This is a genomic window from Paraburkholderia sp. J8-2, from assembly GCF_905220195.1.
Taxonomy (GTDB): Bacteria; Pseudomonadota; Gammaproteobacteria; order Burkholderiales; family Burkholderiaceae; genus Paraburkholderia.
This window is the reverse complement of sequence record NZ_CAJMZA010000039.1, coordinates 26,670-39,261: the sequence shown is the minus strand read 5'-3', so window position 1 is coordinate 39,261 and position 12,592 is coordinate 26,670. Positions and strand designations below refer to the sequence as shown.

At 59.6% G+C, this 12,592-nt stretch carries 11 protein-coding genes and 1 pseudogene; 7 read left to right on the top strand and 5 right to left on the bottom strand.

Translation table 11 applies throughout. The features are described from left to right. Positions 1-5: 5 nt before the first annotated feature. The 3 genes and pseudogenes from U5A52_RS38590 to U5A52_RS38580 all read right to left on the bottom strand — a co-directional run bounded on the left by U5A52_RS38590 (position 6) and on the right by U5A52_RS38580 (position 3,449). Entirely contained in the window at positions 6-1,673 is a 1,668-nt protein-coding gene (locus U5A52_RS38590; protein WP_321939396.1) for a Na/Pi cotransporter family protein, read from the bottom strand. Positions 1,674-1,800: 127 nt separating this feature from the next. Further along, a pseudogene (locus U5A52_RS38585) lies at positions 1,801-2,810 on the bottom strand (inorganic phosphate transporter). A 12-nt stretch (positions 2,811-2,822) separates the two neighbouring features. Then, positions 2,823-3,449: a DUF47 domain-containing protein gene (locus U5A52_RS38580; RefSeq protein ID WP_321916595.1), complete on the bottom strand. Its 627-nt coding sequence runs from the start codon at positions 3,447-3,449 to the stop codon at positions 2,823-2,825. Positions 3,450-4,234: 785 nt separating this feature from the next. Between U5A52_RS38580 and U5A52_RS38575 the strand changes: the two genes are divergently transcribed. Then, complete coding sequence (locus tag U5A52_RS38575; protein ID WP_321939395.1) at positions 4,235-5,794, top strand: amidohydrolase family protein; 1,560 nt, start codon at positions 4,235-4,237, stop codon at positions 5,792-5,794. Positions 5,795-6,063: 269 nt separating this feature from the next. On the opposite strand, the gene U5A52_RS38570 is transcribed toward U5A52_RS38575, so the two are convergent. Next, positions 6,064-6,678, bottom strand: a complete 615-nt coding sequence (locus U5A52_RS38570) for an HAD family phosphatase (protein ID WP_321916599.1) — start codon at positions 6,676-6,678, stop codon at positions 6,064-6,066. A gap of 176 nt (positions 6,679-6,854) precedes the next feature. On the opposite strand from U5A52_RS38570, the gene U5A52_RS38565 reads away from it, so the two are divergent. From U5A52_RS38565 to U5A52_RS38545, 5 genes are all read left to right on the top strand, one after another. Next, a complete protein-coding gene (locus U5A52_RS38565) occupies positions 6,855-7,007 on the top strand; it encodes a hypothetical protein (protein WP_321939393.1) in 153 nt (50 codons plus the stop codon). Between the two features lie 677 nt (positions 7,008-7,684). Then, entirely contained in the window at positions 7,685-8,803 is a 1,119-nt protein-coding gene (locus U5A52_RS38560) for an ABC transporter substrate-binding protein (RefSeq protein ID WP_321939391.1), read from the top strand. 18 nt (positions 8,804-8,821) lie between these two features. Next, on the top strand, positions 8,822-9,757 hold the full coding sequence (locus U5A52_RS38555) for an ABC transporter permease subunit (RefSeq protein ID WP_321939390.1): 936 nt from the start codon (positions 8,822-8,824) through the stop codon (positions 9,755-9,757). Further along, positions 9,757-10,548 (top strand): ABC transporter permease, encoded by a 792-nt coding sequence (locus U5A52_RS38550; RefSeq protein WP_321939388.1) that lies wholly within the window; start codon positions 9,757-9,759, stop codon positions 10,546-10,548. Before U5A52_RS38555 ends, U5A52_RS38550 begins: the two co-directional genes overlap by 1 nt. Positions 10,549-10,567: 19 nt before the next feature. Next, the gene (locus U5A52_RS38545; protein WP_321939386.1) at positions 10,568-11,638 is read left to right on the top strand and encodes an ABC transporter ATP-binding protein; all 1,071 of its coding nucleotides are present in this window, start codon (positions 10,568-10,570) and stop codon (positions 11,636-11,638) included. 32 nt (positions 11,639-11,670) lie between these two features. Here the strand turns inward: U5A52_RS38545 and U5A52_RS38540 are convergent, their stop codons facing one another. Then, positions 11,671-11,871, bottom strand: coding sequence for a hypothetical protein (locus U5A52_RS38540; protein ID WP_321939384.1), 201 nt, complete (start codon positions 11,869-11,871; stop codon positions 11,671-11,673). 168 nt (positions 11,872-12,039) lie between these two features. On the opposite strand from U5A52_RS38540, the gene U5A52_RS38535 reads away from it, so the two are divergent. Further along, positions 12,040-12,357 (top strand): hypothetical protein, encoded by a 318-nt coding sequence (locus tag U5A52_RS38535; RefSeq protein WP_321939383.1) that lies wholly within the window; start codon positions 12,040-12,042, stop codon positions 12,355-12,357. Positions 12,358-12,592: the final 235 nt, after the last annotated feature.

Below are 12,592 nucleotides of genomic sequence, written 5' to 3'. Positions count from 1 at the left end.
CATCGTCATTCCTTCGTGTGCAGACTGTCCAGCGAACGTTTGCGCAGCCGGGTTTCGTGAAGCGCTCCCGCAGCGTCGAGTACGGGATAGGCTGTCGAACAGAAGAGCGAATTCAGCCTCTTCATGTTGCTGATCAGATCCAGGTGCAGGGCGCTGGTTTCCACACTGCGAAGCGCCTGTCCCGCAAGCCGGTCCAGATGCTTGTGAGAATACACTCGCTCCAGATCGCGAAAACGCTCCTTTTCGGCCAGAAGCTGCTCCGCACAACGCAGGTCGTTGTTGAGGAAAACAGACAGGCCGAGCCGCAGATTGCTCACAAGTCGCGCGTGCAGATCATCGAGTTCCCCCAACCCTTCCTCAGAAAAGGCGAGTCGCTGGGATATCTTCTTCTCTTCGATGTCGCCCACGATGCGCTCGATGATGTCGCCGGCGTGTTCGAGATTGATTGTGAGGGAAATGATGTCGGTCCAGCGACGGCTCTCGGCCTCGTCCAGCTGTTCACGCGAGATCAGCGTCAGGTAATTTTTCACTTCGGCGTACAGGTGGTCAACGTCATCGTCCATTCGCATGGTTTCGCGAGCGAGGGCGAGATCATTGCGCCTGAGCAGTTCAGAAACGTTCTCCAGCATCACACTGACGATGTCGCCAATCCGGAGTGCCTCACGCGAGGCGTTCGCCAGGGCAAGGCCGGGCGTGACAAGCCCAGCGGGATCGAGATGCAGTGGGCGCAGTTCAGCTGTCGTCGATGGACGGTCAGGCAACAGTCTCCGGCTGATGGCGGCAACCCTGTCGACCATGGTGAGGCAGGCGCAGCATCGCACGGTGTTGTAGATGAGGTGGAAGCCGACTACCGCTTCACGTGGATTCGCGATGATTACCGGCAACGCGCGTGCAAGTAGCGATGCGAACGGCAGGATAATCAGCGCACCGAGCAGTTTGAATGCGAAGCTTCCCGCGGAGAGGCGACGAGCCGCTGCGTTTTGAGGCCATGCACTGATCAGCGCGAGCAGTCCGCTGCCAAGATTTGCGCCGACAACAAGACACAATGCGACCTTCAGCGAAATGACGCCGGAAGAGGCGAGCGTCGCGGTCAACAGAACAGCGGCGAGGCTCGAATACGAGAGCATTGCAAAGGCCGCGCCGACTAGCGCATCGAGCACGGTGTCGCCGGTCAGGGCACTGAACATCACCCTGACTCCTGCACCCTGCATCATGGGTTGCGCGGCTTCCACAATCAGATGAAGGGCCAGCAGGATCAAGCCGAGTCCGATAAGCGCTCGGCCCGTCTGACCTGCGCGCGTTTGCTTGCGGGTGAGAAAAAGGGGCACCCCAACGAGAATCAGCAGCGGCGAGAGCCAGGACAGATCGAGTGTCAGCACCCGCGCCATGAGTGCGGTGCCAACATCCGCGCCCAGCATGATGGTCAGTCCGCTCGCCAGCGATACCATGCCTTGTGCGGCAAACGACGTGATGATAACGGCGGTGGCATTACTGCTCTGTACGAGACTGGTGACGCCCAGTCCGGCGAGGAAGGCCTTCAGCCGGCTACCCGTGCTACGACCCAGTATCGCGCGAAGGTCCGCGCCGAACACGCGCAGGATGCCGGTACGGACGATGTGTGTACCCCATACGAGGAGTGACACACCGGAGAGCAGATTCAGAAGGATCAACACGATAGTCGACGGCTACAGCATGGTTAGTGCGCCCTGTTGTGGGGGCAACCCCATAACAGCGCTTGATGCGGCAATAGTGCCACATGGTTTGACGATATTCGACTGGACCGGAAACCAGGCTCGCGCGTTAAAGCAGCCGGGTTGCGATCCACCATCCCGTTGCGGCCAGCACGGCTGAAGCGGGGATCGTGAGAACCCAGGCCCAGACGATATTGCCCGCAACACCCCAACGCACGGCGGACAGCTTGCGCGTTGCACCGACTCCTACAATCGCCCCCGTGATGGTGTGCGTGGTCGATACAGGAATGCCGAACCCCGAGGCGAGAAATAGCGTGAGTGCCCCTCCCAGCTCTGCACAAAAACCACCGACCGGCTTGAGCTTCGTGATCTTTTGACCCATCGTCCGTACGATGCGCCAACCGCCGAAAAGGGTCCCAAGGCCCATCGACGCGTAACATGCCGCGGCCACCCACAGTGGCGGCGCATCGGCGCTCTGCGAGGCATATCCCGTTGCAATCAATAGCATCCAGATAATGCCAATGGTCTTCTGCGAATCGTTACCGCCGTGTCCGAGGCTGTAAAGACCCGCCGAGAGCAGTTGCAGTTTCCGGAACCGGCGATCCACCTTGCCTTGTGGCACACGGAAATAGATCCAGGCGATGCACAGCATGAAACACGAGCCGAGCACGAAGCCCAGCACCGCGAAATGACGATGAAGGCCACGGTCTTCATGATGCCGTTGACGTTCAGCGCGCTCCAGCCGGATTTGGCGAGTGCCGCGCCGACCAGTCCACCGATCAGCGCATGAGATGAGCTGGAGGGAATGCCGTAGTACCAGGTAATGAAGTTCCAGCCAATCGCGCCGACAAGTGCACCGAACACCACGTAGTGGTCGACTATTGCCGGGTCGATCGTGCCCTTACCGATCGTGGCGGCGACTCCAAGGTGGAAGACAAAATACGCAATGACATTGAACAACGCTGCGAATGCAACCGCCTGATGAGGCTTTAGAACACCGGTGGACACCACGGTCGCGATGGAGTTCGCTGCATCGTGGAACCCGTTCATGAAATCGAAGACGAGGGCTATCGCGACGAGCAGGATCACCGTCCAGATGACGAGTTGAATCGTGTGCATGTTCGGACCTGCTCAGGCGTTTTCGAGCACGATGCCCTGGATTATCTTGGCCGCGGCCTCGCACTTGTCGGTGATCGTCTCGAGCAATTCATAGACGCTTTTCAGCTTGATCAGTGTCTTGACATCCTCCTCCTCCCGGAAGAGCCGCGAGATCGCGATGCGCAGCAACCTGTCAACGTCTGATTCAAGCTCGTCGATCTCCTTGCAGCATCGCAGGATCTGTTGCGCCTGCTTCATGTCAGAAAGCATGCTGACCGCCTGCTGAACCTGAATTGCCGTTCGTGTGCTCAGGCGCGCAAACTCGATCGCGTCATCGGGCAGCGCCTGCACGTCGTAGAGCGTGATGGTGTTCGCGACGTCCTCAATGACGTCGATGATGTCGTCCAGCGTGTTGATAAGCTGCTGGATTTCATCGCGATCAAGTGGCGTGATGAATGTCTTGTGCAACAGGTCGTTGCACTCACTCGTGAGCTTGTCGGCGGACTTTTCGATGATTTTTATGTTGCGCCGGTGACGCTCCGCGTCCTCAAGATTCTCGATCAGCTTTTCGAGAGCCTGGCTGCCATCCACGATATAACGGGCGTGAGCATTGAAGAGCTCAAAGAAATTACCGTCTCTGGGCATGAACCGGCCGAACATAGGGTGTCCCCTCGGGTTTGACGGTGCGCCGCTCGCTCCGTCACACAAATGACACATATTACCGTTGTTCGAGCTGTGCCTGGCTGAGCCAAAATTCGGTGACTTTCGCTCCACGAGGCAGGGGGGCGGCAAGTATCTGATCAGCATGAACGGCCCGGACTGCGTTACGCCTGCTCAATGGGAGGCGGGTGGGCCGAAGCGATGGCATGAAGGATCGCTTCACGCGATGACATCGGACGGTCAAAGTACAATTGGCGAACGGCAGAAACAGGATGAGCCCTGCCCGACGCAATTCCGCTGCGCAACAGCTTTCTCCGGGCCGGCCAATCAACGATGGCGTTCCTTGTTCTACGTTGTGCGCCCGGCATCGCGGATCGTGAGGCCGAAAGTTGTGTCGAGCGATTGAGGCTCACGCGCTTTCGTCGTACCCGCTTGACCGAGAATTCGATGCCGGACTGAAAATGCCCGTTAGCGATATAGCTGCGCTTCGCGGGCACGTCGAGAATGACCGCTCACTAGCGAGGTGGCAGGCGCTAGTCGACCCCTTGGCCGCCACCCGGTCCATAAGGTTGGCGAGGACCGTTCTCACTACTTCATCGGCCACTCACCCAAGGGAGCGTGTGCTACTTGCTGGCGAAATCCGTCATTGCACGCAGGACCGCCATTGTGGGACTCGTTTCGCTTCCCAGATGCGTCTCCGCCCGACAGGCCACTACCTCTTACGCAAGCGATGGTTCGTCGCTTTGAACGCACGAGCGTTAGTTGTTTGCCATACTTCCGTGAGAATGTCGTTACTGTCCGCTGGTTGTTCCCGTTACCTGTTCAAAGGCCGCAAGCAGCAGTTCCGTGCATGGTGTTCAACTCAAATGGGGGCGGATATGGCTTCCGGAAGAAACAGCGGCGTCAACCGAACAAGCCCAACGTATTCCTGCTTCTGTAACAAGGCGCTTGCCCAGTATGCGAATCGCCGCATCGGCGCCGACCTCGCGCGACGCGGATTCCTGATCGGCATGGGGGCGACCATGCTAAGTGCCGTGCTCCCGGAACTCGTTCGGGCGCAGGGTGCGAGTCCCGCCGCCGCTGCGCCGCAGCCCGTCACGTTTACAAATTTCCGACTGTTCGACGGCAAGTCCGCCGGTCTGCGCGATGGGATGTATCTCGTCGTCGAAGGAAGTCGCATCTCACAGCTTGGGCAAGGCCAGCCACCCGCTGCCGGCACGAACCGCACAATCGATTGCGGCGGCAAGGTGATGATGCCGGGGATGATCGAGATGCACTGGCACGCCATGCTCGCCTCGCTCCTGATCCAGACGATCTTGCAGGCCGACCTGGGCCTGGTGTATCTGGCTGCGAGTGCGGAAGCCCAGCGTACGTTGCTGCGTGGTTTCACGACGATACGCGATGTGGGCGGCCCGGCATTCGCGCTGAAACAGGCTATCGACGCAGGGATGATTCCTGGCCCGCGTATTTATCCGTCCGGTGCGATGATCACGACGACAGGTGGTCATGGCGATTTTCGCCCGCTCACGGACATCCCGCGTACGACGGGCGAAGTCAGTGCGCAGGAAAGGACCGGCGCGAATGCGATCGCCGATTCGGCGGACGAGGTGCGGTTACGCGTGCGCGAGCAGTTCCTGCAGGGCGCAACGCAGATCAAGATCGTGGGAGCCGGCGGCGTATCCACGCCGCGCAGCCCACTCGACATGCTGACCTTCACCGAGCAGCAACTGCGAGCAGCCGTCGAAACCGCGGGCGATTGGGGGACCTATGTGGCCGTTCATGCGTACACGTCAGAAGCCGTGAAGCGAGCGGTGGCAGCAGGCGCGCAATGTATCGAACATGGTCATCTGATGGACGATCATGCAGCCGAGATCATGGCGAAGAACGGGACATGGTTAAGTACCCAGCCATTCGTGAACGAAGACGACGTCGGGCCGCTAGCGGGACCGATCCTCGACAAGTTCCGGGAAGTCATCGTGGGGACCAACAACATGTACAAACTCGCACGCAAGCACGGACTCAAGGTGGCGTTCGGGACCGACTTGATCTTCTCGCCGGCGGTGGCGGCACGCCAGGGTTTGATGATTGGCAATATGACGCGCTGGTACAACGGCTCCGAAATTTTGCGGATGGTGACAGGGGGCAACGGGGAGTTGCTAGAGCTCTCAGGAAAGCGTAACCCCTATCCCGCCAGGCTGGGTGTGCTGGAGCAGGGTGCATGGGCCGATTTGCTGGTCGTCGGTGGCAACCCGCTCGACAATGTGGGACTGCTCGCCGATCCCGACAAGAACCTGAAGCTGATCATGAAGGATGGGCGCATCTATAAAGATGCCATGCAGACCTAGACCTGCCTCTATAGGTTGTTGAAGAGGTGACGGCGAATCATGTCGGCGGCTGGCCGGAGCGGCGCGGCGTGAAGTCCGATACACGCCGAGATTAAACAGGCGCTACTGGCAGCGGACGAACTGCAAAAAGTCCGCTGTCTGACTTGAGCTGACGTTTGAATGTCAATCAAAGCCTCCTGGTGAGCGGCCGCAGTTGGCCGAAATGGCAAGTTTGGAGCCCGTTCAGACGTGTCAACCTCCTGCGCGGCCCCGATTTTTGAATCCAGTGGTCAGCGATTCAACAGCCCGCATTGGCGGAGTTCTTCGGCAAGCACCTTGTGCCCGGTAAAGACATGTCCGGTCAGGCCTGCCTTACGGGCGCCCGCCACATTCGCTTCAAGATCGTCAATAAATAGCGATTCCGAAGGAGCCGCACCCAGCGAGTCGATGCACTTCAGGAAGGTTTGGGTCGATGGCTTCGCGGCACTGAAGGATGCCGACGCGAACACGTTGCTGCCAAAGAGTTCCGCGATAGGTAGGCACAGGTAGGCGATGTTGTCTGTCACGAGTCGTGGGTTATTGGTCAGAACGGCGATCCTGCACGTCCTGGATACCGTCTCAGCCAGCGCGAGTACCTCGAAGTTCGGTGACATCGACTCGCGACGGGCCAGCAGCCAGTCGTCACGCGACACCCTGCACCCGAGCAGCTTGCCGGTTTCGCGCAGATATGAATCATCATCAATCAATCCAGCGTCGGCTTTCGCTTCCAGTCCGGAACCCCATATCGTTTGCGTGACTTCATCGAATGGGCGACCCGACAGCGACGCGAGGCATCTGACACGGGCGGATCGGTCATAGTGTGCGAGGACATCGTCCATGTCGAACAGGACAAGCGAGATTGGCATTCTGAAATCGGGACGGTTTGGGGGGGCGGTATATCGTTGCGGGCCACCAGCGACTAAAACCTGGAGCCGTGGACGATTGTCGACGATCCAACCATTATTGTCGAATGCCGCTTGTGGGCAACTTTCACGCCGTGGTTTTAAGCTCCAGTGTCGCGAGACGCAAGAGTCGATTTCGCATGCTTAAGGCTACCCTGAGCGGAGCATCCACCTACCGTCTGATGCCGCTCGAAGCGCGGCTCGTTCAATTGCAGCCGTATCAAAGCACCGGCGAAATGTGGGCCGTTGATCCGTTCCGGCTGGCATCGGAAGTTGACCACACACCTGCGTAGTCCCTTCATAACCGCACGCAGCGTTCAAGGGCTGAATGTCCAGCACAGTTGTCGCACCGGTGGCCGCGCGATCATTGAGCGTGCCGCCAGTCAAGATGACTTGATTCGCGGCCCGTGCGCGCTCGGGCGTTTGTGATGTGCTGCACAATCGGAGCGCGACGCCGACCGGGTACGTGACGATCGTGAGATTGGTGAGCTTCGCAAATTAACGAGAATGGCGATTGCGGTACCGGCATCGGCGAATACTGTCTGACCGTCGTGAATGCTGCCGACCGCGGGCCTGGCAACCACCGTCTTCACCCGGACGCGCATGCAGGTGTGTGCGTAGGTACCCGCGCCTCATTATCGGCGGGCATGGCGCCGCCATGTATGCGCCGCCCTTTTCCAGGTCGAGGACGTGGCGGCGCAGCGTTTTGCGCGACACGCCGGGATCCACCATGATCCTCTCGTTCGAGACACGGCCGAGCATCGACAAGCGGCGCATATCTGCGCGTACGAACAGCTCAATCGTGGGATCTGGCAATCGGGGTTCCGTCGGCGCGACGGTATGCAGCCCGCATCCGCCAAAACGCGAAGTTACACGTTTTCGACAGCTTGCAAAATTCTGGATTTAAATCTAGCCTGCACCAGCAATCGGCGGATCTCTTCAACGCACTACCTTCCATCCGGGAACAGCGATGACGATGAAGCGTATCTGGGCGTGCCGTGTCCTTTCGATCTCTGCAACGGCTGGACTGGCTGCGGGCGGCAGTGACCCTGCATCGGCTGCGCCACCGGACGCGCTTGTGGCAGCCGCCAGGCAGGAAGGGCAGTTGACCACGATCGCCCTGCCGCATGACTGGTGCGGGTACGGCGCGCTGATCGCCGCATTCCAGAAGAAGTATGGTATCCATGTCAACGAACTCAACCCTGACGCAGGCTCGGGGGACGAGATCGAAGCGATCAAGGCGAACAAAGGCAACAAGGGACCACAAGCGCCCGACGTGATCGATGTCGGCCTGTCGTTCGGACCATCCGCGAAAAAAGAAGGCCTGTTGCAGCCTTACAAGGTATCGACGTGGGACTCGATCCCGGCAGCTTCCAAGGACGCGGAAGGCTACTGGTACGGCGACTACTATGGCGTGCTTGCGTTCGAAGTCAACGCGGACATGATCGACAAGGCGCCGGCCGATTGGGGCGATCTGCTCAAATCGGACTACCGCAATGCGGTCTCGCTCGCCGGTGACCCGCGCTCGGCGAATCAGGCCATTCAGGCCGTCTATGCCGCCGGCCTTTCGCAAAGCAAAGGCGATGCAACGAAGGCGGACCGGACGGGCCTCAAGTTCTTCGCCGATCTGAACAAGAGCGGCAACTTCGTGCCGGTAATCGGCAAGGCCGCATCACTGGCACAGGGCACGACGCCGATAATCGTGCGTTGGGACTACAACGCGCTTGCCGATCGGGACACGCTCAAAGGCAACCCGAAGGTACAAGTCATTGTGCCGAAGACAGGCGTGGTGGCGGGCGTCTATGTGCAGGCGATCAGTGCCTATGCGCCTCATCCGAATGCCGCAAAACTGTGGATGGAATTCCTCTACTCTGACGAAGGGCAGCTCGGTTGGCTTGCCGGTTATTGTCATCCGATGCGCTACAACGAACTCGTCGCGCAGAAGAAGGTGCCGGCAGCGCTGCTCGCGAAGCTGCCACCTGCATCGGCCTACGGCAACGCGGTCTTTCCGACGCTCGATCAGCAGAACGCCACGAAGGACGTCGTGACCAAAGGCTGGGATCAGGTCGTTGGCGCGAACGTGAAGTAGGCACGCGAGACCGCCGGGATGAGCGCATCTCCGCAGCCAGACGCCTCGGGCCCGGACTTGCTGACGCCTGCCGGGCCCGCGCCGAAATCCGGTCCCGTGCGCGACAGCGGCGGGGCAAGCTGGCTGACTTATGCGGGCGTCGTGCCGTTTTTCGCATTCGCGCTGCTATTTCTTTTATTGCCCACCGCGCTTCTGATGATCGGCGCGTTTCAGGATGCGCAGGGGCACTTCACGCTGGAGAATCTTCGCGAGCTGTTTGAGCCGGCCGTACTCGATGCCTACTGGATCAGCGTGAAGGTGAGCGTCGCCTCCGCGACCGGCGGGGCGATCTTCGGCGTGCTGCTCGCGTGGGCCGCGGTGCATGGTCGGTTACCCGCGTGGATCCGCCCAACGCTCATGACCTTTTCTGGCGTCGCGTCCAACTTCGCGGGAGTGCCGCTCGCCTTCGCGTTCATCAGTACATTGGGGCGCGTGGGTCTCGTGACGGTGCTCGCACGGAAATATCTGGGCTTCAATCTCTATTCCACCGGGTTCAGCATTCTGAGCTTCCTCGGGCTGACCATTACGTACCTTTACTTCCAGATTCCGTTGATGGTGCTCATCATCACGCCGGCGCTCGATGGCCTGAAGCGCGAGTGGCGCGAAGCGTGCGACTGCCTCGGCGGCACGGCGGCGCAATACTGGCGCTACGTCGGTCTGCCGGTCCTCTGGCCGAGCTTTCTGGGTGCGGCCCTGGTGCTGTTTGCCAACGCGTTCGGCGCGGTCGCCACGGCTTACGCGTTGACTGGCAGTTCCCTCAACATCGTTCCTATCCTGCTGTTTGCGCAGATTCGCGGCGACGTGCTGCATAACCAGAATCTCGGTTACGCCCTCGCGCTCGGCATGATCGTAGTCACGGGCCTGTCCAACGGTGGCTACATCTGGTTGCGTGCGCGAGCCGAAAGGGGGCGCTGATGAAATCGCAATCGCGCGCGGGCGCGTGGGTCACCGTGATCATCGGCACACTGTATTTCTTGATTCCGCTCGCCGCGACCTTCGAGTTCAGTCTGCGGATGCGTCGCGACACGTACAGCTTCGATGCGTACCGCGTTGTCCTGGGAGATCCCCATTTTCAGGCTTCGTTCGGCTATTCGGTGTTGATGGGGTTGCTCACCATCGTGATCGGAGTGCTGCTCGTCGTGCCGACGGCGTATTGGGTGCAACTGCGCTTGCCGAAGCTTCGGCCGGTCGTGGAGTTCATCACCTTGCTGCCGCTCGTGATACCGGCCATCGTGATCGTCTTTGGCTACCTGCGCATCTACAGCAGCAGTTCGATTTTGCCGTTCACCAGTAACGAACGCGCAACCGATCTGCTACTCGTATTCGGTTACGTCACGCTGTCGCTGCCTTTTATGTACCGCGCCGTCGATGCGGGTATGCGCGCCGTTGATGTACGCTCGCTGACCGAGGCCGCCGAATGTCTCGGCGCGGGCTGGGCGACGATCCTTTTCCGCGTGATTTTCCCTAACGTGCGCTCGGGAATTCTGTCTGGCGCGTTCCTGACGTTCGCCGTGGTGATCGGCGAATTCACGATCGCGAGCCTGCTCGATCGCCCGGCGTTCGGACCGTATTTGCAGCTGATCGGCGCGAACCGCGCTTACGAGCCCTCGGCGCTGGCGATCATCGCCTTCATTGTCACGTGGGCATCGATGGGTTTGATCCAGGTGTTCGGCTCGGCGCGCGCGCTGGCCAGCCATAAAACTTGAGCCGGTGAGGCCGCGACCCATGGCATTTCTCGAGATCGACAATCTCCACAAGGCGTTTGGGGCGAATGTTGCGGTGCATCAGTTCGACATGAACATCGCACAAGGCGAATTCATCACCTTTCTCGGCCCGTCGGGCTGCGGTAAGACGACCGTACTGCGTATGATCGCTGGATTCGAAACGCCCACGCGCGGCGCGATCCGCCTGAATGGTCGTGACGTCACGCGTGTGCGCACGCGCGATCGCGCCGTCGGCATGGTGTTCCAGTCCTATGCGTTGTTTCCGAACATGACGGTGGCTCAGAACATCGGCTTCGCGTTGAAGGTCGCAAAGCGTTCAGAGAAGGAGACGAGCGGGCGTGTTGCAGAGATGCTGGAACTCATCAAATTGCCGCATCTCGCCGGGCGCTATCCGTGGCAGTTGTCCGGTGGGCAGCAACAGCGTGTGGCCCTGGCCCGTGCGCTCGCAAGCAAGCCACAAGTGCTGCTGCTCGATGAACCGCTTTCCGCGCTCGACGCAAAAATTCGCGTCTCGCTGCGCGAAGATATACGGGCACTGCAGCGTGAGCTCGGCATCACCTCGATCTTCGTCACGCACGATCAGGAAGAAGCGTTGTCGATGTCGGACCGCATCGTCGTAGTGAACGACGGGCGTGTCGAGCAGGTGGGGGCGCCGCTCGATATATACAATTTTCCGCGCACACGCTTTGTCGCGACGTTCGTGGGAACGCTCAATATCCTGGCCGGGCGTGTGATCGATCCTGCAACGGGGCGCATTGCCGTTGACGGTCAGGAACTCGTGACATCGCGGCCGCTCCCATCGGACGATGCCGGCAAGGAGCGTGTGCTGGCGTTGCGTCCCGAGGCAATTCTGCTGGAGCCGCCATCGAGCGACCGCAACTCGCTGGCGGCGACGGTTGAAGAGATCAGCTTCCTCGGTTCCGTGGTGCGTATTCGCGCGCGGGTCAGCAGCGCAATCGTCACCCTCGATGTCTTCAATGATCCGAACCGGATCCTGCCCGAACGCGGGCAGCCAGTTGCGCTTGGCTTTTCGCACGACAATCTGCTTGTGCTGGATGAGAACGTGCACTAGCAGGGATCGCTGATCGATAGTCAGCAGTACGCTCACATCCACAACCAGAACGCGTAGAAGGCCGGGAAGAAGGCCGACAAGCCCCCGCGTGAAGCGATGGATCCGTTGCCAAAGACTTTCATCACGCCGTTCAATCGCAGAGCGCGTGCAGTTGGCACCGAGCCTTGAAACAAACGCCCCACATCCTGAAGGCGTACGAAGATAGCTGCAACGAGGCTGATGTAGAGCTGCAATCGATCCTGTTCGTCGAAACCTCGAAGACCTGGCGCAAAGGGCGTTCAAGGAGACAGATTTAATGTGCTCTACGGGTGTTGATGTGCTGGACAACTTCCGCTACGCATCATGACTGCCGAGCTAGCGAGGGGATACACTATAACTTGCGATGGATACCGGAGGCGGAGATGATTAATTCTGACCCCCAAAGCACTTTCCGAGGACTACCGCTTACACCAGAGCAGGACGCGGAAGTGCGGCACTATATCAAGGTCCGAACGCAGCACGGGTTGCCCTGGGATACGGCGGAACTGCGCGCGATGCTCAGAGATATGCTGCAGCCCCCAGTTGACGACAACGGTGATGTTGATCCGGCTGAGGCTGAAATAAAGGGAGCCGCCGAACGTGCGACGGGATTGGTCGATGAGGAGATAGACCCTATCGAGGCGAATGAGGAGCAAAACGCGGCGATGGAGACGGAGTGGATGAAAGGACCCAGACGTTAGGACTCCGAGTACTCATGGTTGTCGATCGGGTCTCGTACAACGGCTCCATGTGCGCTGCGCTGCATATCTAAAGGATCCCTGATTATATTGCTGGAATGACGCGGATAACGATGGATGCCGTGTACGCGCTACTTGGCTCACGTTAGTGACAAGCAGACAGGCGAGGCAGTTGGACAGGGTTCTTGTTCCGCCAGGAAAATATCACTTGAAACCGTAGTTTGGTTGTCCTTCTCAG

Excerpts from the sequence above, each read along its gene's own strand:
- U5A52_RS38550 (WP_321939388.1), top strand. The coding sequence starts at position 9,757 with ATGAAATCGCAATCGCGCGCGGGCGCGTGGGTCACCGTGATCATCGGC.
- U5A52_RS38545 (WP_321939386.1), top strand. The coding sequence starts at position 10,568 with ATGGCATTTCTCGAGATCGACAATCTCCACAAGGCGTTTGGGGCGAAT.
- U5A52_RS38580 (WP_321916595.1), bottom strand. The coding sequence starts at position 3,449 with ATGTTCGGCCGGTTCATGCCCAGAGACGGTAATTTCTTTGAGCTCTTC.
- U5A52_RS38570 (WP_321916599.1), bottom strand. The coding sequence starts at position 6,678 with ATGCCAATCTCGCTTGTCCTGTTCGACATGGACGATGTCCTCGCACAC.
- U5A52_RS38555 (WP_321939390.1), top strand. The coding sequence starts at position 8,822 with ATGAGCGCATCTCCGCAGCCAGACGCCTCGGGCCCGGACTTGCTGACG.
- U5A52_RS38560 (WP_321939391.1), top strand. The coding sequence starts at position 7,685 with ATGACGATGAAGCGTATCTGGGCGTGCCGTGTCCTTTCGATCTCTGCA.
- U5A52_RS38535 (WP_321939383.1), top strand. The coding sequence starts at position 12,040 with ATGATTAATTCTGACCCCCAAAGCACTTTCCGAGGACTACCGCTTACA.
- U5A52_RS38565 (WP_321939393.1), top strand. The coding sequence starts at position 6,855 with ATGCTTAAGGCTACCCTGAGCGGAGCATCCACCTACCGTCTGATGCCG.
- U5A52_RS38575 (WP_321939395.1), top strand. The coding sequence starts at position 4,235 with ATGTCGTTACTGTCCGCTGGTTGTTCCCGTTACCTGTTCAAAGGCCGC.